Here is a 20154-nt window from a genome sequence, read left to right as displayed (position 1 = left end):
GCGGAACGCGGACTTCACGGGTGCGGCATGCGGCTCATCCTGACGGTTCGCCGCACAGGAGGCATTCCCGCTGATGAGTATGCTGGCCGCCGACCCGCATGTGCTCCGGATCGGCAACTGTTCCGGCTTCTACGGTGATCGGCTCGGCGCCATGCGCGAGATGCTGGAAGGGGGACAGCTCGACGTCCTCACCGGCGACTATCTCGCCGAACTCACCATGCTGATCCTCGGCCGGGACCGCATGAAGGACCCGGACCTCGGCTACGCCAAGACCTTCGTCAAGCAGATCGAGGACTGCCTCGGGCTGGCGCTGGAACGCAACGTGCGGATCGTGGCCAACGCGGGCGGCCTCAATCCGGCCGGCCTGGCGGGGAAACTGCGCAAGGTGGCCGCCGATCTCGGACTGGACGCGAAGATCGCGCACGTGGAGGGCGACGACCTGCTCGCGCGCGCCGGTGAACTCGGCTTCGGCGCGCCGCTGACCGCCAACGCCTACCTCGGCGCGTGGGGCATCGTCGAATGCCTGAACGCGGGCGCGGACATCGTGGTCACCGGCCGGGTCACCGACGCGTCGGTGATCGTCGGCCCGGCCGCCGCGCACTTCGGCTGGGACCGCGAGGATTACGACCGGCTGGCCGGTGCGGTGGTGGCGGGGCACGTGATCGAATGCGGCACCCAGGCCACCGGCGGCAACTACGCCTTCTTCACCGAGCTCGCCGATCTGGGCAGGCCGGGCTTCCCGATCGCGGAGATCCGCGCCGACGGCAGCAGCGTCATCACCAAGCACGCGGGCACCGGCGGCGCGGTCACCGTCGACACGGTCGAGGCCCAGCTGATGTACGAGATCCAGGGTCCCCGCTACGCGGGCCCCGACGTGACGACCCGCCTGGACACCATCCGGCTCGACCAGGACGGTCCCGATCGGGTGCGGATCAGCGGCGTCACCGGTGAGGCCCCGCCGCCTCGGCTCAAGGTCTCGCTGAACACGCTCGGCGGCTTCCGCAACGAGATGGAATTCGTGCTCACCGGCCTGGACATCGAGGCCAAAGCCGCACTCGCGCAACGCCAGCTGGAGTCCTGGCTGCCGACCCGTCCCGCCGAGCTGAGCTGGACGCTGGCCCGTCTGGATCGGCCGGACGCGGCGACCGAGGAGCAGGCCAGCGCGCTGCTGCGCTGCGTGGTCCGCGACCCGGACCCGAACAAGGTCGGGCGCGCGTTCTCCAACGTCGCCGTGGAGCTGGCGCTGGCCAGCTATCCGGGATGCAGTTTCACGACGCTCCCCGGCAACGGATCTCCCTACGGCGTGTTCACGCCCGGTTTCGTCGACGCCGCGGAGGTTCCGCACACAGCGGTGCTGCCCGACGGCACTCGCGTCGACGTCGCGCCGGCCACGGAGACGACCGAACTCGCCGACGTCGCGGAGCCGCCCGCCCCGGAGCCCCTGCCGGCCGGGGACACGCGCCGCGTCCCGTTGGGGACGATCGCGCTGGCCCGCAGCGGTGACAAAGGCGGTGACGCGAACATCGGCGTGTGGGTGCGCACCGACGAGCAATGGCGCTGGCTGGCGCACACGCTCACCGTGGCCCGCGTCAAAGAACTACTGCCGGAAGCGGCTTCGCTGACCGTCACCCGGCACGTCCTGCCCAATCTGCGGGCGCTGAACTTCATCATCGAAGGCCTGCTCGGTCAGGGCGTGGCCTACCAGGCCCGCTTCGATCCGCAGGCCAAGGGACTCGGCGAATGGCTGCGGTCTCGTCACCTCGACATTCCAGTGGAGCTGCTCGCATGACCGGTCAGGCCCGGAGGCGGCAGCTCGCGTCACCACGCAGGGCCACCGGTCATGCGAGAAAGGACACCGCATGACCGGTCAGGCCCGGAGGCGGCAGCTCGCGTCACCACGCAGGGCCACCGGTCATGCGAGAAAGGACACCGTATGACGAAACTCTGGGAGACGCCGGAACGACGCGAATTGCGTTCCACGGTGCGCGGATTCGTGGAACGCGAGATCCTGCCGTACCTGGACGGCTGGGAGCGCGCCGGGGAGATCCCGCGCGAACTGCACAAGAAGGCGGGCGCGCTCGGTCTGCTGGGCGTGCAGTTCCCGGAATCCGCGGGCGGCTCCGGCGGCGACGGCGTGGACGCGATGATCGTCTGCGAGGAGATGCACCAGGCCGGTGCGTCCGGCGGGCTGTTCGCCTCCCTGTTCACCTGCGGCATCTCGGTGCCGCACATCATCGCCTCGGGTAACGCCGAGCAGATCGAGCGCTGGGTGAAGCCGACGCTGGCCGGGGAGAAGATCGGCTCGCTCGCGATCACCGAGCCCGGCGGCGGCTCCGACGTCGGGCACCTCACCACGACGGCGCGCCGCGACGGCGACCACTACATCGTCAACGGGGCCAAGACCTACATCACCTCCGGCGTCCGCGCCGACTTCGTGGTCACCGCGGTGCGCACCGGTGGCCCCGGCTCCGGCGGCATCTCGCTGCTCATCGTCGACAAGGACACGCCCGGTTTCACGGTCAGCCGCAAGCTGGACAAGATGGGCTGGCTGGCCTCCGACACCGCCGAGTTGTCCTACGTCGACGTGCGGGTGCCGGTGGAGAACCTGGTGGGCCCGGAGAACTCCGGCTTCTTCCAGATCGCGGGCGCGTTCGTCAGCGAGCGCGTCGGCCTCGCGGTGCAGGCGTACTCCAGCGCGCAGCGCTGCCTGGACCTGACCCTGGAGTGGGTGCGCAACCGCGAGACCTTCGGCCGCCCGCTGATCAGCAGGCAGGCGGTGCAGAACACGGTCACCGAGATGGCGCGGCGCATCGACGTCGCCCGCGTCTACACCCGCGACGTGGTGCAGCGCAGCGCCGAAGGCGAGACCGACCTGATCGCCGAAGTGTGCTTCGCCAAGAACACCGCCGTCGAAGCGGGCGAGTGGGTGGCCAACCAGGCCGTGCAGCTGTTCGGCGGTCTCGGCTACATGCGCGAATCCGAGATCGAACGCCAGTACCGCGATATGCGCATCCTCGGCATCGGCGGCGGCACGACCGAGATCCTGACCGGACTGGCGGCGAAGCGATTGGGGTACCAGTCATGACCATCCTGCGCAGCACCTTGGACACCGCCGCGCCCGAGTACGAGGCGGCCGCGGAGGCCATGACCGCCAAGCTCACCGAGGTCGAGGCGGAGTTCGCCAAGGCCATCGCGGGCGGCGGACCCGACAAACTGGCCCGGCATCGCAAGCGCGGCAAGCTGACCGCGCGCGAGCGCATCGAACTGCTCGTCGACGAGGACTCGCCGTTCCTGGAACTGTGCCCGCTGGCGGGCTGGGGCAGCGAATTCCACGTCGGCGGTAGCACCATCGCCGGGATCGGCATCGTGGAGGGCGTCGAGTGCATGATCGTCGCGCCCGACCCGACCGTGCGCGGCGGCACCTCCAACCCGTGGACGCTGCGCAAGACGTTGCGCATCAACGACATCGTGCGGGAGAACCGGCTGCCGGTGATCTCGCTGGTGGAATCCGGCGGCGCGGATCTGCCCACGCAGAAGGAGGTGTTCGTCCCCGGCGGCCGGATGTTCCGCGATCTCACCCAGGCGTCGGCGGCGGGCATCCCGACGATCGCGCTGGTGTTCGGCAACTCGACCGCGGGCGGCGCGTACATCCCCGGCATGTCCGACCACGTGGTGATGATCAAGGAGCGCTCCAAGGTGTTCCTCGGCGGTCCGCCGCTGGTCAAGATGGCCACCGGCGAGGAGTCCGACGACGAGTCGCTCGGCGGGGCGGACATGCACGCGCGGGTCTCCGGCCTCGCGGACTACTACGCGATCGACGAGCAGGACGCGATCCGCATCGGCCGTTCCATCGTCCGGCGGCTGAACTGGCGCAAGCAGGGCCCGGCTCCGCGAGCGGAGGTGATCGAGCCGCTGTACGACCCGGAGGACCTGCTCGGCATCGTGCCGTCGGACCTGAAGATCCCGTTCGATCCGCGCGAGGTGATCGCACGCATCGTGGACGGCTCGGATTTCGACGAGTTCAAGCCGCTCTACGGCAGCAGCCTCGTCACCGGATGGGCCGAGCTGCACGGATATCCGGTCGGCATCCTGGCCAACGCGCGGGGTGTGCTGTTCTCCGAGGAGTCGCAGAAGGCCACCCAGTTCATCCAGCTGGCCAACAAGACGAACACGCCACTGCTGTTCCTGCACAACACCACCGGCTACATGGTGGGCAAGGAGTACGAGCAGAAGGGCATCATCAAGCACGGCGCGATGATGATCAACGCGGTGTCCAACTCGAAGGTGCCGCACATCTCGCTGCTGATGGGCTCGTCTTACGGCGCGGGCCACTACGGCATGTGCGGCCGGGCCTACGACCCGCGTTTCGTGTTCGCTTGGCCCAGCGCGAAATCCGCCGTGATGGGCGGCGCGCAGCTGGCGGGCGTCATCTCGATCGTCGGCCGCGCCGCCGCCGAGGCGAAGGGCCTGCCGTTCGACGAGGAGGCCGACGCCGGGATGCGCGCCATGGTGGAGGCGCAGATCGAGGCCGAATCGCTGGCGATGTTCATGTCCGGGCGGCTCTACGACGACGGCGTCATCGATCCGCGCGACACCCGCACCGTGTTGGGAATGTCCCTGTCGGCCATTCACAACGCCCCGATCAAAGGCGCCGACGGCTTCGGCGTCTTCCGAATGTGAGGCCGATGATGACTGCATCGCAAAGCGATTCGATGAGGGGTGGCGGCCGGGTGACGGGTGGGCTTACGAATGTCCTCGTCGCCAACCGTGGCGAGATCGCGCGGCGGGTGTTCGCCACCTGCCGCCGAATGGGTCTGGGCAGCGTCGCGGTGTACTCCGACGCGGATGCCGCCGCGCCGCACGTCACCGAGGCGGACGCCGCGGTGCGCCTGCCCGGCAACACGCCGGCGGAAACCTATCTGCGTGGTGAGTTGATCATCGAGGCAGCGCTCGCCGCCGGTGCCGACGCCATCCATCCCGGATACGGGTTCCTCTCCGAGAACGCCGAATTCGCCAAGGCGGTGCTCGACGCCGGGCTGGTCTGGATCGGACCGCCCGTCGAAGCGATCGAGCAGATGGGCTCGAAGGTCGCCTCGAAGAAGATGATGGACGCCGCGGGCGTGCCGGTGCTCGCCGAACTGGACCCGGCCGAGGTCACCGAGGCGCACCTGCCGGTCCTGATCAAGGCATCCGCCGGTGGCGGCGGGCGCGGCATGCGGGTGGTCCGCGAGCTGGCGGACCTGACCCCGCAGATCGAGGCCGCCCGGCGCGAGGCGGAATCCGCGTTCGGCGACCCGACGGTTTTCTGTGAGCGTTACCTGGAGACCGGCAGGCACATCGAAGTCCAGGTGATGGCCGATACGCACGGCGTCATCTGGGCGGTCGGCGAGCGCGAGTGCTCCATCCAGCGCCGCCACCAGAAGGTGCTGGAGGAGGCCCCGTCTCCGCTGGTGGAACGCACCGAAGGGATGCGGGCGCGCCTGTTCGAGGCGGCGCGGCTGGCGGCGGGCGCGATCGGCTACACCGGCGCGGGCACCGTCGAGTTCCTCGCCGACGAGCAGGGCGAGTTCTTCTTCCTGGAGATGAACACCCGCCTGCAAGTGGAGCACCCGGTGACCGAGTGCACCACCGGTCTGGACCTGGTCCGGCTGCAACTCGACGTCGCCGCGGGCGGCGCGCTGCCCGCCGAACCGCCCGCGATGCGCGGACATTCGATCGAGGTGCGGCTCTACGCCGAGGATCCGGCACAGGACTGGCAGCCGCAGAGCGGAACCGTGCACCGGATCGAGATCCCGTCGGTCCGCACCGAATTCGACCTGCTCGACGGGCCGGGCGTGCGCTTGGACACGGGCGTGGTGAACGGCTCGGTCGTCGGCGTGCACTACGACCCCATGCTGGCCAAGGTCATCTCCTACGCCGAGACGCGTACCGAGGCGGCGCGATTGCTCGCTGCGGCACTGCATCGCGCGAAGATCCACGGGCTGGTCACCAACCGGGATCTGCTGGTGCGCGTGCTGCGTCATCCGGCGTTCCTGTCCGGTGACACCGACACGGCGTTCTTCGCCACGCACGGGTTGGACGTGCTCGCCGCGCCGCTGGTGTCGGAGTCCGACGAGGCGCTGTCCATCGTGGCCGCTGCACTCGCCGACGCCGCCGCCAACCGTGGCCGCGCGCGGGTGGGCGGCGGACTGCCAAGCGGGTGGCGGAACCTGCCGTCGCAGTCGCAGCGCAAGTCCTACGAGAGCCGCGCCACCGGGAGGCACGAGGTGGGTTACCGCTTCGGCCGCACCGGTGTCGCCGTGGACGGGCACGACGGTCTCGATCTCGTCGAAGCGGCTCCCGATCGTGTCGTGCTGTCGGTTCCGGGCGAACGCGGTCCGGTGCGCAGGCAGTTCGAGGTCGCCCGCTACGGCGACCAGGTCTACGTCGACTCGCCGCTCGGCCCGGTTGCCCTGCGCAGGCTGCCGCGTTTCAGCGACCCGGCCGACCAAGTGGCCACCGGCTCCCTGCTGGCGCCCATGCCGGGCAGCGTGATCCGGCTCGGCGCCGAAGTCGGCAGCCGGGTCGAACAGGGCCAGCCGATCCTGTGGCTGGAGGCGATGAAGATGGAGCACACCATCGCCGCGCCCGCCGCGGGCGTGCTCAGCGCCGTCAACGTCACCGTCGGCCAGCAGGTCGACGTCGGCGCCGTGCTCGCGGTCGTCGACCCCGCCGCCGACAACACCGAAACCCAGGAGAACTGATGTCGTTCATCGAAACCGACGAGCAGAAGGCGCTGCGGGCCGCCGTCGCCGCGCTGGCCGCGAAGTACAACTACCGCGACTACGTGCTGCCGAAGGCGCGCAAGAACGAGCCGCTGGACGAATTGTGGCAGGAGGCGGGCAAACTCGGTTTCCTCGGCGTGAACCTGCCCGAGGAGTTCGGGGGCGGCGGCGCGGGCATGTACGAGCTGTCGCTGGTGATGGAGGAGTTGTCCGCGCAGGGCGCGGGCCTGTTGCTGATGGTCGTCTCCCCGGCCATCTGCGGCACCATCATCACCAAGTACGGCACCGACGAGCAGAAGCGGCAATGGCTGCCCAAGCTCGCCGACGGCTCCGGCAAGATGGTGTTCGGCATCACCGAGCCGGACGCGGGCTCCAACTCCCACCAGATCACCACGACCGCGCGCCGCGACGGCGACGACTGGATCCTCAACGGCCGCAAGATCTTCATCTCCGGCGTGGACCAGGCCGAGGCCGTGCTGATCGTGGCCAGGACCTCCGACCACAAGACCGGCAAGCTCAAGCCCGCCCTGTTCATCGTGCCGACCGACGCCGAAGGCTTCACCAAGACGGCGCAGGAGATGGACATCATCGAGCCCGACCACCAGTACAACCTGTTCCTCGACGACGTCCGGCTGCCGTCCACCGCGCTGGTCGGCAAGGAGGACGCGGCGCTGATGCAGCTGTTCGCGGGCCTGAACCCGGAGCGGATCATGGGCGCGGCCATGGCCGTCGGCATGGGCCGCTACGCCATCGAACGCGCCGTGGAATACGCCAAGGAGCGCACGGTGTGGAAGACCCCGATCGGTGCGCATCAAGGCATTTCGCATCCGCTGGCCCAGGTGAAGGTCGAACTGGAGCTGGCGAAGCTGATGATGCAGAAGGCCGCCGCCCTCTACGACGCGGGCGACGAGATGGGCGCCGCCGAGGCGGCCAACATGGCGAAGTACGCCGGGGCGGAAGCCAGCATCAAGGCCCTCGACCAGGCCATCCAGACCCACGGCGGTTCCGGTCTGACCAGGGACGTCGGGTTGGCCGCCATGCTCGCCGCCGCGCGCATCGGCCGCATCGCGCCGGTGAGCCGGGAGATGGTCCTGAACTTCGTCGCCCAGTACTCGCTGGGCCTGCCGAAGTCGTACTGAGAGGACGCGCATGACCGAGACGGGCCCGTTCGTCCGCTACGAGGTGAGCGGCGGCGTCGCGACGCTCACGTTCGATTCGCCGCACAACCGCAACGCGCTGTCGTCCAAGCTGGTCGCCGAACTGCTGCGCGGGCTCGACGACGCGGCCGCCGACGAGAAGGTGCGCGTCATCGTGCTCGCGCACACCGGCAACACCTTCTGCGCGGGCGCGGATCTGAGCGAGGCGAGCGACGCCGATCCGGCCGTGGCCGCCGATGAGCGCACCCGGGTCATGATCGGCGTGCTGCGCAGGCTGGTGGAGATCCCGAAGCCGGTGATCGCGCGGATCGACGGCAATGTGCGGGCCGGCGGCATGGGCATCGTGGCGGGCTGCGACATCGTCGTGGCCGGTCCGGGCAGTAGTTTCGCGCTCACCGAGGTGCGCATCGGGCTGGCGCCGTTCATGATCTCGCTGACCCTGCTGCCCAGGCTCGCCCCGCGCGCGGCCAGCCGGTACTACCTCACGGGCGAGAAGTTCGATGCGACCGTGGCTCGGGAGATCGGCTTGGTCACGGTGACCGCCGACGATCCGGCCGCCGAAGTGGAACGGCTGTGCGGGGAGGTGCGCAAGGGCTCCCCGCAGGGTCTGGCCGAGGCCAAGCGGTTGGTCAACGCGGGCATCCTCGCCGAGTTCGACGCCTCCGCCGAAGAACTCGCGCGGCGTTCGGCGAGCTTCTTCGGCACCCCCGAAGTGCACGAGGGCATGCTGGCCTTTTTGCAGCGCCGTCCGCCGGGCTGGGCAGAATAACGACCATGGCGACACCCCACGAACCCAAGCAGGACCGCAGCCGCGCCACCCGGCAGCGCCTGCTCGAGGCGACCATCGACTGCCTGGCCGAGATGGGCTGGGCGGCAGCGACGGTCGCCGTGGTCGCCGAACGGGCCGGGGTGTCGCGTGGCGCGGCGCAGCATCACTTTCCCACCAGGGAGGACCTGATCACCGCCGCGCTGGAGTACATGTTCGACACGCGCAGCGGGCAGGCGGTGCAGGAGGCGGCGACGCTGACGGAACTGGGTGACGGCATCGCCCGCACCGAGGCGGTGGTGGCGGGGCTGGTCGAGTCCTACACCAGCCCGTTGTTCAAAGCGGCGTTGCAGGTGTGGACCCATGCCGCCGCGGACCCGGCGCTGCGCGAACGCATCGTCCCGCTGGAGGCCCGCTTCGGGCGCGCCTCCCATCGCCGCGCGGTCGAGGCCCTGGGCGTCGACGACTCGGACCCGGTCGCCCATCACCTGGTCCAGGCGACCCTGGACATGGCGCGTGGTCTGGGCCTCGCCGATGTCCTCACCGACGATTCGGCCCGTCGCAAGCGAATAGTCGAACAATGGGCGGCCACGCTGCACGCCGCCTTGCACGCACCCCGCTGAACCGGAGCTCGGCATCGGGGCGAAGCTGTGGCATAGCGAGGCTCGCTGAGCGTGCGAGCGCGGCGAATTCAGCGCCACCTGACTGTAACCTGTACCACTACTTACGTAGTATCGAAATGTGTCCACCAAACGCGAACTCGTGTTGGACGCGGCGATCGACCTGCTGGGATCCCGCGGCACCCGCGCGCTCACCCACCGCGCGGTCGACGAGGCCGCGGGGATGCCCGCCGGTTCGGCCTCCAACTACTTCCGCACCCGGGAAGCGCTGCTGATCGGCATCACCGAGCGCCTCGAGGCACGTGACCACGCGAATTGGGAGGCGCTCCTGCGGCGACCAGCGCCCGGATCGATCGACGAACTCGTCGACGGCATGGCCGCTTTCGCGGTGCGCGCGGTGGGCGCCGACCGGGTGCGCACGCTGGCCCGCTACGCCCTGTTCTTGGAAGGACAGTCCATTCCCGCGCTGCGCGAGAGCGTCCGGCGCGGACACCTGCGCCTGACCGAATGGGCCGCGACGCTGCTGGCGTGGGTCGGCGCCGATCGGACCGCGGCGCGGCCCCTGGTCGACCAGCTCGACGGGATCATCCTGCATCAGCTGGTGAACCCGGAAGCGGACTTCGATCCACGCCCCGCGCTGGACCGATTGGTGCGCGCGCTGACCGCCGCGAGCGAGTGACGGCGGTCAGCGCCTACGGGGCTCGGCGTGCCGTCACGCCGTGGCGCTCAGCACAGACCTTGCTGTTCGAGCCGTCCCGAATCGATGGCGTAGGAGGAGGCTCCGATGGCGGCGCCGATCAGGCCGACGATGATCGCGCCGGGGATCGCGCCGACGAAGAAGACGGGCAGGCCGACGAGCGCGCCGATCGCGGCCCCGATCGCCGCGCCGATTCCGGTGCGCAGTTCGATCGTGTCGCCGGGCGGCAGGCACGCTTTGATGTAGGTCACCTGCGGGGGCTCACCGGTCGCGGCGGCGAGCGGTTCGGCGCGGTCGGCGGGCGCGGCCGACGCGGTGGCGGCGAATCCGACGGTGAGCGCGGTTGCGACCAGTGCGCTGACCACCGTCACGGCCAGCTTCATGAAAGCGTTCAACTGTTTCCCTGCATGTTTCGCGTGGACACGGGACCTGATGGCCCGGCTCCCGGCCGGGAGCCGTCATAGGTCCGATCATCATCGCTGGAGTTTTGCGGGATGCCAAGAGCGGGAAGCCGAACCGGCCGCACGCCGGTGGCGGATCCGGTGCGCGAACGCGATCCGCACCGGCGCCGAGGTATGGCGCCGGTGCGGATGCGGTGTTCAGCGGACGCAGGGGGAAGCGCTGAACACGGGAGGCGATGCGGTCCGGGGGAATGCAGGGCGACCGGACCGCATCGCGTGGTATCAGCGGGTGGCGGTCAGGTCGTACAAGGTGACCCCGTCCACCTGAATGGCGGTGAAGTTCTCCTGGACCCACTGCGTGATCCGCGCGCTGGGGGAGGACTCGGACGAACCGGGTCCGCCACGTCCGCCGCCGACGAAGTAGTGGATCTTCCCTTCGGCGACATACCGCTGAAACTGTTCCAGCGTCGGCGAGGGGTCACTGCCGTTGAAGCCGCCGATCGGCATCACCGGAAGTTCGGTGGCCAGTTGCAGCCCCGCGGCGCTGTTCGAGCCGATGGCCGCGGCGACCCAGGTGTAGTCGCCGCCGTTCTGCTCGAGCAGGGCCACGATTTGCGCGCTCGGTTCGCTCGCCCCGAGGAAGCCGCCCATTCCGCCGCCATTGGGGCCGTCGTCTCCGGGCATGCCCTGCCCCTGCGGGGCCATCGCGCCGTCCGGTGCCTGCCCGCCGGGCGCGTTGCCTTGCGGCGCGTTGCCGGGAGGGAAGCCCGGCGAAGTGCCCGCGCCGTCGGGGGTCTGCCCGTCGGGCGTCGTGCCCTGGCGTCCGTCGCTCGGTGTCCGGCCGCCGGGCGCGTTGCCCTGCGGCCGGGTGCCTGGGAGTTGGCTGCCCGGCTGCGGGATCCGGCCGTCCGGTGTCGTGCCCTGCGGACCCGTTCCCGGCGCACCGCCGTCCGGTGGCGTACCGCCCGGGGCTTGCGCGGTGCCGTCGCGGCCGGTGGTTCCGGTTCCGTCCTGCATGCGACGGCCCATTCCCGGCATGCCCTCGCCCCACGGCGGCCGATTGCGCATCGCGACGTTCGGTCCGGCGGAGGGGATGGACCCGGCGTGCGGCGTCGCGATGGTGTCGACGGCGTAGGCGACCGGTCCGGCCAGGAAGGTGAACGCGACCGCCAGCGCCGACACCACGGCCAGTTTGCGCGGCGCGGGGACGAGCACGGCGAGCGTCGCGAGCACGCCGACGACCAGCACCGTCCAGCGCAGCCACGACTGCCATTCCGGGCTGCGGGACAACAGCATCCACGCGGTCGCCGTGGTCAGGCCCACTGCCAGCGCCGAGGCCAGCCGCACCCACAGCCGCTGCCGCTGCCGCCACGCCTGCACCGTGCCCGCGCCGACGAGCGCGGCAACGGCCGGAGCCAGGGCCACGGTGTAGTACTGGTGGAAGATGCCGGCCATGTAGCTGAACACCAGCCCGGTCACCAGCAGCCAGCCGCCCCAGAGGACGAGGGAAGCACGCTGTCGATCGGTGCGAGCCGCTTTGCCGCGCAGCAGGATTCCGGCCACGAGCGCGACCAGCGCCGCGGGGATCAACCACGCGATCTGACCGCCCTGCGCCGGTTCGAACATCCGGGTGATGCCGGTGGATCCCCACATGCCGTTGCCGCCCGGCGGAAGGTCGCCGCCCGGCCCGACGCTGCCGCGCTCGTTGCCGTTGAGCCGGCCGAGCCCGTTGTAACCGAGGGTGAGTTCCAGGATCGAGTTGTCGTGCGAGCCGCCGATCCACGGCCGCGACGAGGCCGGCCACAGCTCCACCGCCAGCAGCCACCAGCCCGCGGCCGCCACCATCGCGGCCGCGGCCGCGAAGAGTTGCAGAATGCGCTTGCCGAGTTTCGGCGGACCAGCGAGCAAGTAGGTCAGCGCGAGCGCCGGAACCACCAGCAGCACCTGCAATTGCTTGGTGAGGAAACCGAATCCGATCAGCGCGCCGGTGAGGATCAGCCACCGCCAGCGGCCGTCCTCCACCGCGCGGGTCATCGCCCATGCGGCGGCGATCATCAAGAACACCAGCAGCGCTTCGGGATTGTTGAACCGGAACATCAGCGCCGCGACGGGCGTCACCGCCAGCGCCAGCCCGGCGAGCAATCCGGCCGCGGGCCCGAACGGCCTGCGCACCGTCGCCCACAGGACTGCCACACTCGCCACGCCGAGCAGCACCTCCGGCACCAGGATGCTCCAACTGTTGAGCCCGAAAGCCCGCACCGACAGCTCCATCAGCCACAGCGAGGCGGGCGGCTTGTCCACGGTGATCGAGTTCGCCGCGTCGGAGGACCCGAAGAAGAACGCCTTCCACGAGACCGAACCCGCCTGTACGGCGGCCGAGTAGAACGAATTCGCCCATCCGTTGGCACTCAGGTTGCACAGATATGCCACGGCCGTGCCGAACAGTAGCGCAGCCAGCGCCGGATACTCCCAGTTCCGGCGGCCTTTCGGCGGCGGTTCGGCCGCGACCGGCGGTGCGGTCGTAGTCGCCGTCATCAACGGTCTCCCTCGGCGGAGCGTCCGACGGCGGCGGGAGCCGGTGCGCTCGGCGCGCGATCACCGCCGCTGTCGCGGAACACCCAGCGCAGCCCGACGAACCGCAACAGCGTAGCCACCAGATTGGCCACCACCAGGACGAACAGCTCCAGATGCACCGAGGCGTCCGGCGCCCACCGATGCAGCGCGAACAGCGACCCGCTGGTGAGCGCCAACCCGATCCCGAAGATCACCAGTCCTTGGAACTGGTGCGACACCGCGCCGTTCGAGCCGCGCACGCCGAAGGTGAAAGCCCGGTTGGCCGCGGTATTGCCCACCGCCGTGATCAGCAGCGCCGCGAAGTTCGCCACCTGCGCTCCGATCAGCGGCTGCAACACCACGTAGAGCAGCAGATAGGCCAGCGTGCTCAGCACGCCGACGATCGCGAACCGCACCAGTTGTCCCACCATGCCCAGCGGCACCCCGGGCACCAACGGTTCCCGGCCCACCGAGCGCCGCAACTCGTCGAGCGGCAGCGCCCCGGTGGCCAGCGCCCGCCCGAGCCGCCAGATGCCGAGCAGGTCCTTGCGCGCGGTGTCGATGATGTCGACGCGGCTGTCCGGGTCATCGATCCAGTCCACCGGAACCTCGTGGATGCGCAGACCGGCCCGCTCGGCGAGCACCAGCAATTCGGTGTCGAAGAACCACTCCCCGTCGTGCACCAGCGGCAGCAGACGGCGCGCCACGTCGGCGCGCATCGCCTTGAAGCCGCATTGGGCGTCGGAGAAGTGCGCGCGCAGCGATGCCCTCAGCAGCAAGTTGTAGCAGCGCGAGATGATCTCGCGCTTGGGCCCGCGCACCACGCGGGACGCGGCGTCGAGCCGGGTGCCGATGGCCAGGTCGGAATGCCCGGTGATCAGCGGTGCGACCAGGGGCAGCAGTGCGTTCAGGTCGGTGGACAGGTCGACGTCCATGTAGGCGACCACCTGCGCGTCGGAGCGTTCCCACACCGCCCGCAGCGCCCGCCCGCGCCCCTTCGCGGACAGGTGCACCACGCGCACGTCGTCCAGTTCTTCGGCGAGCAGCTGTGCGACCTGCAGCGTGTCGTCGGTGCTCGCGTTGTCGGCGACCGTGATGCGCGCCGGGAAGGGGAATCCGTCGCGCAGGTAGGCGTGCAGTCTGCGGACGCACACGCCGAGGTCGGTCTCTTCGTTGTAGACGGGTATCACCACGTCCAGCACGGGCGCGCCCGTGGTCTCGGTCCGTTCCGTCGCCGCGACGGTCGAAGTCTCGGTCATGCGAACCAGAGTCGAGGGCCACGCTGCCACGGTGCTGGGGCTCAGCTGTGAGGTTCCTGGGGGTGCCGCCCGAGGAGTTTCGCGTCCCCGGCAGCCGCCGTAGCGTACGGTCGATGCCAGCGGGACCATTCAGGTTCTCCGAGCAAAGGACCACGTTTGTCCGACAAATCTCCGCGCAGTTCGATGTCCAAGAAATCCGGGAAGACCCTCAAGGAAAAGCGAGCGGAGAAGAAGGCCAAGGCCGCGGGCGACGGCGGCGCCGGTTCCGGCAAACACTGACCGGGGGACGAGACCCGGCGCACGGCCGGGTCTCGGTACCCGGGCTAGCAGGTAGCATCCGGATTCGTGATGCTGCGCGGCCGGACGGAAGACGACCAGCCGCCGAAACGTGTGGACGCGCGCACCGAGCGCTGGCGTGAGCATCGCCGGAAGGTGCGCGAGGAGTTCGTGGACGCGGCGTTCCGCGCGCTCGACAAATTCGGTCCCGCCGTCAGCATGGGCGACATCGCCAAGGAAGCGGGCGCGGCCAAGCCGAAGCTGTATCGCCATTTCGAGGACAAGAGCGACCTCTACAACGCGATCGTCGACCGGGTGCGCGACATGCTCTGGGAGCAGGTCATGACCAGCTTCGACCTGACCGGCGACTCGGCCGGTGACCTGGTGCGCCGCGCCGCGACCGAATACGCGCTGGTGGTGTCGCGGCAGCCGAACGTCTTCCGGTTCATGCTGCACAGCCACTTCACGCAGCGGTCCGGCGACGCCGACCGCGCCCTGCAGTCGGCCAGGCAGTCCGCCGAACGCGCCGCCGAGCTGTTCGCCGGTGCGGTGAACGACGAGTCGGTGCAGGTCGCGAGCGTGGAGCTGGTGATCTATTCGATCTTCGGCGCGGTGGCCTCGGCCACCGATTGGTGGCTGGGGGTGAAACAGCCCGAGCCACCGGCCATGCCGGTCGAGCAGTTCGCCGACTATCTGAGCGAGGTCATCTTCGCGCTGGTGGCCGCGAGCGCTCGACTGCACGGCATCGCGATGGCGGCGGATCAACCGCTGCACCTCGCTTTTTCCGCTATGTGACCGGAGCGCCCCCCGGGCCGGGCGCCGAGGTCTCCGCCGCGTTCACGCCGAACTTCGTTGTTCCGATCGCCTCGCCGTTGAAGCCATCCGTGTCGGCGACGTTCTCAGTATCGCAGCCACCACCGACAAGAAATGGCGTGTGCCGGGCGGTCGCCGCTCAGCTGCGATGCAAGCGCCACAGCGGGGACACCGGCCCGTGGCCCGCGCCGAGATCGTAGGACGCGGCCAGGCAGCGATAGGTCCACTCCTTGGCGAACTCGACCGCTTCGGGCACCGAATAGCCGTGCGCCAATGCGCAGGCGATGGCGGCGGCCAGGGTGTCGCCGCCACCGTGATCGTTGCCGGTGGCGATGCGCGGTGCGGTGAACTCGAGGAACTGCTCGCCGTCGAAAAGCAGATCGGTGCTGTACTCGGAGGAACGCAGGTGCCCGCCCTTTACGATCGCCCACCGCGGCCCCAGCTTGTGCAGCGCCTCGGCGGCGCGGCGCGCCGAATCGTCGTCCTCGACGTCGATCCCGGTGAGCAACCGGACCTCGTCCAGGTTCGGCGTCACCACCGTCGCGAGCGGGATCAGGGTGGAGCGCAGCGCGTCGAGCGCCTCGGCGTGCAGCAGCGGATCGCCGTGCATAGAGGCCGCGACCGGATCGACGACCAGCGGGACTTCGCCGTCACGGCCGATGCCGACCTCCCGGCACACCGCCGCCACCGCCTCGATGATCGCGGTGGAGGCCAGCATGCCGGTCTTCGCGGCGCCGACCCCGATGTCCCCGGCGACCGAGCGCACCTGAGCGGCCACGACCTGCGGTGGAATCTCGTGAAATCCGCTGACGCCCACCGTGTTCTGCACGGTCACCGCCGCGACGGCCACCAGCGCGTGCACGCCGCACAGGGCCATGGTGCGGGTATCGGCTTGGATTCCGGCGCCTCCGCCGGAATCGGTACCGGCAATGGTGAGCGCCCGGACGGGGGTCTGCCCCTCGGCGGGCAATGGCAGCAATTTCACGACACAAACCCTACGGCGATCCGGTTCGCGCGATTCGGGCAACCGGACCCGCCCGCGATCAGCAAATGAAAATCGTTATCATTAATGCATGGACTCCGATCTGCTTCCCGTCACCGTGCTGTCCGGCTTCCTCGGTGCGGGCAAGACGACGCTGCTCAACCACATCCTCGCCAACCGGGAGGGCCGCCGGGTGGCGGTCATCGTCAACGACATGAGCGAGGTCAACATCGACGCCGCGCTGGTCGCGGGACAGGGCCACCTGGATCGCACCGAGGAGAAGCTGGTCGAGCTGACCAACGGCTGCATCTGCTGCACGCTGCGCGAGGACCTGATCGAAGCCGTGGCGCGGCTGGCGCGCGAGGGGCGGTTCGATCAGCTGGTGATCGAATCGACCGGCATCTCCGAGCCGATGCCGGTGGCCGCGACGTTCGACTGGGAGTTCGAGGACGGCTTCCGGCTCGGCGATGTCGCGCGGCTGGACACCATGGTGACCGTGGTCGACGCCTCTACCTTCCTCGCCGAGGTGGCGCGCGGGCAGGCGCTGGCCGAGCGGAATCTGCAAGCGGGTGAGGGCGACGCGCGCACCATCGCCGACTTGCTGGTGGATCAGGTCGAGTTCGCCGACGTCCTGCTGGTCAACAAGACCGACTTGGTCGGCGCGGCCGCGGCGGGGGCGGTGGAGGCGACGGTGCGCAGGCTCAATCCACGCGCTCACGTGCTGCGCACCAGCAACGGTGTGGTCGACCTGTGCGAGGTGCTCGACACCGGCCGCTACAACCCGCTGGTCGCCGCCGAGGCCGAGGGCTGGGCGGAGGAACTCGCGGGCGGACATACGCCGGAGACCGAGGAGTACGGCATTCGCAGTCTCACCTACACCGCGGATCGGCCGTTCCATCCGCTGCGTCTGTCCGCCGCGCTGGAACAGTTGCGCGGGCTGCTGCGCAGCAAAGGTTTCTGCTGGATCGCGAGCCGCTCGACGCTGGCCGCGGTGTGGTCGCAAGCGGGGCCGAACCTGGTCTTCGAACCCGCCGCCTGGTGGTCGTCACTGGAGGTGCCGCCGGGGCAGGAGATCGTGTTCATCGGAATAAAACTGGATTGCGACAACGTGCGCGCGTTGCTGGACGGCGCGCTGCTCACCGACGCGGAGTTCGCCGAGGGGCCGGGCGCGTGGGCGGAGTATCCCGATCCCTTCCCGGCCTGGGGCGACCTGCACGAGCACGCCTGAGACCACTTCCCGGCCGCCGCACGGTGCGCTCAGTTCGAGATGCCAGGCGCCTGGCGGAGGTAAGTGGTGTCGGTCAGTTGCTCGACCATGAAGTCGGCGATGTCGGCACGGGCGATCTTCAAGGTGAGACCGCGCTCGCCCGCCGGGAATCCGCGCCGGTAGCTGCCGGTGGCCGGTCCGTCGGTGAAGGCGCTCGGCCGCACGATCGTCCAGTCCAGATCGCTGGCCTCGACGTACTTCTCCTGCTGGACGTGGTCGGCGTAGGCCGGCCGCAGCAGCAGCCCGAACATCACGTACTTCCACAGGAAGTTCAGGTTGCCCCGGCTGTCGCCCACGCCGAGCGTCGTCTGGCAGATCAGCCGCTCGACACCCGTGCGGTTCATCGCGGCGATGATCGCCTTGGTGCCTTCCGCGCGGACCACGCCCTTACGGCCGTTGCCGAGCGAGATCAGCACCGCGTCCTGCCCCTCCACCGCGCGCTGCACGGAATGCGTGTCCAGCACATCGCCTTCCACGACCCGCAGCCGCTCGTGCCGCTGCGCGACGCCCGCGGCGCTGCGGGTGAAGGCCGTCACCTCGTGCCCCTCCCGCAGCGCCCGCTCGACGACGAGACGACCGACCGTACCGGTGGCTCCGAAGACCGCGATCTTCATGGTTTCTCCTCTGGTTCGAAAGCTGTTGTTCTTGTGGATTCAGTACATCAGCGGAGAACGAGACGAACCATGGCCGTGAGTCTCGATGCCATAAGAGACTGTCTCAGCGCAGCGGGTCGAAGAACTTCGTGATCTCCTCCGCCATGAGCGCGGGCGCCACGTGGTGCAGGTAGTGGGTGAACACGTCGTGCGTGCGCCACGACACGATGTTGTGGTCGCGCTCGGCGAAGCGGCGGATGCCGTGGAAATCGCCGGTGGAGCCGCACAGCGCGAGCGGAACCGTGGACGGCGTGGCAGGGTGCTCGGCCTTGTCCTTCTCGAAGTAGTGCCGGATCGCCGAACCCGCGGTGCCGGTGAGCCAGTGGATCGCGATGTTGGTCAGCACGAAGTCGTCGTCCAGATCCGGACCCAGCAGCTGGCCGTTCCAGCCGACCAGCCCGGCGGGCGAATCGGTGATCGCGTGCGCCAGCGTCTGCGGCTGCTGCGATTGCAGCACGTTGAAGCCCATCTTGTTCTTCACGAACCAGTCCAGGGTGGCCAGCGACCGCTGCTCGTCCTCGTCGAGGTCGGCCAGCTCCGCCGGATCGCCGGAGGGGAAGGAGTACACCTGCGTCACGTGCACGCCGACCACCTGCTCCGGCGCCACGCGCCCGAGTTCCGGCGAGATCTGCGCCCCTCCGTCGTTGCCCACCGCCCCGTAGCGGGTGTAGCCGAGCCGCCGCATCAGCTCCGCCCAGGCGCGGGCGATCCGCGCGTCGTTCCAGCCCGCCTCGGTGGTGGGGCCGGAGAACCCGTACCCGGGCACGGAGGGGATCACCAGATCGAACCCGGCCGCGGTGAGCGGCTCGATGACGCCGACGAATTCGACGAAAGTGCCCGGCCAGCCGTGCGTGAGGATCAGCGGGAACGCGTTGTCCCGAGCGGATTTCACGTGCAGGAAGTGGATGTTCTGGCCGTCGATCTCGGTGGTGAACTGCGGGTACGCGTTCAGTGCCCGCTCGACCGCGCGCCAGTCGAACCCGTCGCGCCAGTAGCCGACCAGGTGGCGCACCCGATCGACGCTCACCCCGTAGGTGTCGCCCGAGCCGGGGATCTGCTCCGCCCAGCGGGTGCGGGCCAGGCGATCACGCAGGTCGTCCAGGTCGGCCTGGTCGATGTCGATGCGGAAGGGGGTGATGGCGGTCATGTGCTCGCTCCTTTGAAACGGAATGCTCTGTTCTGTTTGAACAGTAACAGAACGGATCATTCCGTTCAAGTGCTATCCTCGGAGCATGCCGAAGACATCCGATGCCCCAGTTCAGAAGGGCCTGCCCGGCCGCAAGGCGCAGGCCGCCCGCAACGACGGCTTGATCCTGGAGGCGGCCCGCGCGGTGTTCCTCGCCGACGCCACGGCCCCGATCTCCGCCGTCGCCGAACGCGCCGGCGTCGGGATCAGCGCGCTCTACCGGCGCTATCCCAGCAAGGAAGTGCTGCTACGCACGCTCTGTCACGACGGTCTGCGCCGGTACAACGCGGAAGCCGAAGCGGCGCTGGAGGACCCGGACGGCTGGCGCGCCCTGGTCGGCTTCCTGGAGCGTGTGGTCGACGCCGACGTGCACTCGCTCACCGTGCATCTCGCCGGCACCTTCACCCCTGACGAATCGATGCTGCCCGACGTCACCCGCTCCGGCGAAGCGACCGCGGAGATCGTGCGCCGCGCGCACGCCTCCGGCAAGCTGCGCCCGGACGTCACACCGCAGGACCTCGGCCTGATCTTGGAATCCTGCGCGGCCATCACGCTGCCCAGCCCGGAGCGCACCGCCCAGCTGCGCCGCCGGGTACTCGCCATGCTGCTGGCCGGAATGAGCGCGGACGGTGAACTCCCGGGACCTCCGCCCGCGCCGGACGAGTTCGCCTGGCGCTGGGTGCGGCGCTAGGGCGCCGATGAATTTCCCGGCCGTAACCGGTCCGCACTGGTACGAACACCGCAGACTGTCGAAAGGAAG

18 protein-coding genes are annotated in these 20154 nt (G+C 69.5%); 12 read left to right on the top strand and 6 right to left on the bottom strand.

Features of this window, described 5'->3' with window-relative positions:
• Positions 1 to 73: 73 nt before the first annotated feature.
• The 8 genes from ABZ552_RS00365 (at position 74) to ABZ552_RS00330 (ending at position 9986) form a co-directional block, all read left to right on the top strand.
• Positions 74 to 1789 (top strand): acyclic terpene utilization AtuA family protein, encoded by a 1716-nt coding sequence (locus ABZ552_RS00365; RefSeq protein WP_281876069.1) that lies wholly within the window; start codon positions 74 to 76, stop codon positions 1787 to 1789.
• Between the two features lie 144 nt (positions 1790 to 1933).
• A complete protein-coding gene (locus ABZ552_RS00360; protein ID WP_063016331.1) occupies positions 1934 to 3085 on the top strand; it encodes an acyl-CoA dehydrogenase family protein in 1152 nt (383 codons plus the stop codon).
• Positions 3082 to 4680: a carboxyl transferase domain-containing protein gene (locus tag ABZ552_RS00355; RefSeq protein ID WP_281876068.1), complete on the top strand. Its 1599-nt coding sequence runs from the start codon at positions 3082 to 3084 to the stop codon at positions 4678 to 4680. Before ABZ552_RS00360 ends, ABZ552_RS00355 begins: the two co-directional genes overlap by 4 nt.
• A 50-nt stretch (positions 4681 to 4730) precedes the next feature.
• Positions 4731 to 6743, top strand: coding sequence for a biotin carboxylase N-terminal domain-containing protein (locus tag ABZ552_RS00350; RefSeq protein WP_281876067.1), 2013 nt, complete (start codon positions 4731 to 4733; stop codon positions 6741 to 6743).
• Positions 6743 to 7903: an acyl-CoA dehydrogenase family protein gene (locus ABZ552_RS00345; protein ID WP_281876066.1), complete on the top strand. Its 1161-nt coding sequence runs from the start codon at positions 6743 to 6745 to the stop codon at positions 7901 to 7903. The genes ABZ552_RS00350 and ABZ552_RS00345 overlap by 1 nt, the downstream gene beginning before the upstream one ends.
• Positions 7904 to 7913: 10 nt before the next feature.
• Positions 7914 to 8690 (top strand): enoyl-CoA hydratase family protein, encoded by a 777-nt coding sequence (locus ABZ552_RS00340; protein WP_357435021.1) that lies wholly within the window; start codon positions 7914 to 7916, stop codon positions 8688 to 8690.
• 5 nt (positions 8691 to 8695) lie between these two features.
• Positions 8696 to 9310 (top strand): TetR/AcrR family transcriptional regulator, encoded by a 615-nt coding sequence (locus ABZ552_RS00335; protein ID WP_281876063.1) that lies wholly within the window; start codon positions 8696 to 8698, stop codon positions 9308 to 9310.
• Positions 9311 to 9428: 118 nt separating this feature from the next.
• Positions 9429 to 9986, top strand: a complete 558-nt coding sequence (locus tag ABZ552_RS00330) for a TetR family transcriptional regulator (protein ID WP_281876062.1) — start codon at positions 9429 to 9431, stop codon at positions 9984 to 9986.
• 47 nt (positions 9987 to 10033) lie between these two features.
• Here the strand turns inward: ABZ552_RS00330 and ABZ552_RS00325 are convergent, their stop codons facing one another.
• From ABZ552_RS00325 to ABZ552_RS00315, 3 genes are all read right to left on the bottom strand, one after another.
• A complete protein-coding gene (locus ABZ552_RS00325; protein ID WP_281876060.1) occupies positions 10034 to 10399 on the bottom strand; it encodes a hypothetical protein in 366 nt (121 codons plus the stop codon).
• 288 nt (positions 10400 to 10687) lie between these two features.
• On the bottom strand, positions 10688 to 12940 hold the full coding sequence (locus tag ABZ552_RS00320) for a glycosyltransferase family 39 protein (RefSeq protein ID WP_281916392.1): 2253 nt from the start codon (positions 12938 to 12940) through the stop codon (positions 10688 to 10690).
• On the bottom strand, positions 12940 to 14217 hold the full coding sequence (locus ABZ552_RS00315; protein WP_281916393.1) for a bifunctional glycosyltransferase family 2/GtrA family protein: 1278 nt from the start codon (positions 14215 to 14217) through the stop codon (positions 12940 to 12942). The genes ABZ552_RS00320 and ABZ552_RS00315 overlap by 1 nt, the downstream gene beginning before the upstream one ends.
• A 156-nt stretch (positions 14218 to 14373) precedes the next feature.
• Between ABZ552_RS00315 and ABZ552_RS00310 the strand changes: the two genes are divergently transcribed.
• A complete protein-coding gene (locus tag ABZ552_RS00310; protein WP_267470263.1) occupies positions 14374 to 14496 on the top strand; it encodes a hypothetical protein in 123 nt (40 codons plus the stop codon).
• A gap of 69 nt (positions 14497 to 14565) precedes the next feature.
• Positions 14566 to 15288 carry a TetR/AcrR family transcriptional regulator gene (locus tag ABZ552_RS00305; RefSeq protein WP_281919441.1) on the top strand — a complete coding sequence of 241 codons (723 nt, stop codon included), beginning with the start codon at positions 14566 to 14568 and terminating at the stop codon, positions 15286 to 15288.
• A gap of 157 nt (positions 15289 to 15445) precedes the next feature.
• Here ABZ552_RS00305 and thiD read toward each other — a convergent pair whose 3' ends face one another.
• Positions 15446 to 16291: a bifunctional hydroxymethylpyrimidine kinase/phosphomethylpyrimidine kinase gene (gene thiD, locus ABZ552_RS00300; protein WP_281876055.1), complete on the bottom strand. Its 846-nt coding sequence runs from the start codon at positions 16289 to 16291 to the stop codon at positions 15446 to 15448.
• Positions 16292 to 16379: 88 nt separating this feature from the next.
• Here thiD and ABZ552_RS00295 point away from each other — a divergent pair, with 88 nt between their 5' ends.
• Positions 16380 to 17516 (top strand): GTP-binding protein, encoded by a 1137-nt coding sequence (locus ABZ552_RS00295; protein WP_357435017.1) that lies wholly within the window; start codon positions 16380 to 16382, stop codon positions 17514 to 17516.
• Between the two features lie 29 nt (positions 17517 to 17545).
• On the opposite strand, the gene ABZ552_RS00290 is transcribed toward ABZ552_RS00295, so the two are convergent.
• Positions 17546 to 18169, bottom strand: a complete 624-nt coding sequence (locus ABZ552_RS00290) for an SDR family oxidoreductase (RefSeq protein ID WP_281876053.1) — start codon at positions 18167 to 18169, stop codon at positions 17546 to 17548.
• A 103-nt stretch (positions 18170 to 18272) separates the two neighbouring features.
• Positions 18273 to 19355 (bottom strand): epoxide hydrolase family protein, encoded by a 1083-nt coding sequence (locus ABZ552_RS00285; RefSeq protein WP_281916395.1) that lies wholly within the window; start codon positions 19353 to 19355, stop codon positions 18273 to 18275.
• Between the two features lie 85 nt (positions 19356 to 19440).
• Between ABZ552_RS00285 and ABZ552_RS00280 the strand changes: the two genes are divergently transcribed.
• A complete protein-coding gene (locus tag ABZ552_RS00280; protein ID WP_281916396.1) occupies positions 19441 to 20085 on the top strand; it encodes a TetR/AcrR family transcriptional regulator in 645 nt (214 codons plus the stop codon).
• Positions 20086 to 20154 lie beyond the last annotated feature (69 nt).

This window comes from Nocardia sp. NPDC019219, from assembly GCF_040632645.1.
Taxonomy (GTDB): domain Bacteria; phylum Actinomycetota; class Actinomycetes; order Mycobacteriales; family Mycobacteriaceae; genus Nocardia; species Nocardia sputorum.
Note: the sequence above shows the minus strand (reverse complement) of the source record. Positions and strands in the feature narration are given on the sequence as shown.

Bases quoted from the DNA above. Each gene is read 5' to 3' on its own strand.
- ABZ552_RS00365 (WP_281876069.1), top strand. From the start codon at position 74: ATGAGTATGCTGGCCGCCGACCCGCATGTGCTCCGGATCGGCAACTGT.
- ABZ552_RS00360 (WP_063016331.1), top strand. From the start codon at position 1,934: ATGACGAAACTCTGGGAGACGCCGGAACGACGCGAATTGCGTTCCACG.
- ABZ552_RS00355 (WP_281876068.1), top strand. From the start codon at position 3,082: ATGACCATCCTGCGCAGCACCTTGGACACCGCCGCGCCCGAGTACGAG.
- ABZ552_RS00345 (WP_281876066.1), top strand. From the start codon at position 6,743: ATGTCGTTCATCGAAACCGACGAGCAGAAGGCGCTGCGGGCCGCCGTC.
- ABZ552_RS00340 (WP_357435021.1), top strand. From the start codon at position 7,914: ATGACCGAGACGGGCCCGTTCGTCCGCTACGAGGTGAGCGGCGGCGTC.
- ABZ552_RS00335 (WP_281876063.1), top strand. From the start codon at position 8,696: ATGGCGACACCCCACGAACCCAAGCAGGACCGCAGCCGCGCCACCCGG.
- ABZ552_RS00320 (WP_281916392.1), bottom strand. From the start codon at position 12,940: ATGACGGCGACTACGACCGCACCGCCGGTCGCGGCCGAACCGCCGCCG.
- ABZ552_RS00315 (WP_281916393.1), bottom strand. From the start codon at position 14,217: ATGACCGAGACTTCGACCGTCGCGGCGACGGAACGGACCGAGACCACG.
- ABZ552_RS00305 (WP_281919441.1), top strand. From the start codon at position 14,566: ATGCTGCGCGGCCGGACGGAAGACGACCAGCCGCCGAAACGTGTGGAC.
- ABZ552_RS00295 (WP_357435017.1), top strand. From the start codon at position 16,380: ATGGACTCCGATCTGCTTCCCGTCACCGTGCTGTCCGGCTTCCTCGGT.
- ABZ552_RS00290 (WP_281876053.1), bottom strand. From the start codon at position 18,169: ATGAAGATCGCGGTCTTCGGAGCCACCGGTACGGTCGGTCGTCTCGTC.
- ABZ552_RS00285 (WP_281916395.1), bottom strand. From the start codon at position 19,355: ATGACCGCCATCACCCCCTTCCGCATCGACATCGACCAGGCCGACCTG.
- ABZ552_RS00280 (WP_281916396.1), top strand. From the start codon at position 19,441: ATGCCGAAGACATCCGATGCCCCAGTTCAGAAGGGCCTGCCCGGCCGC.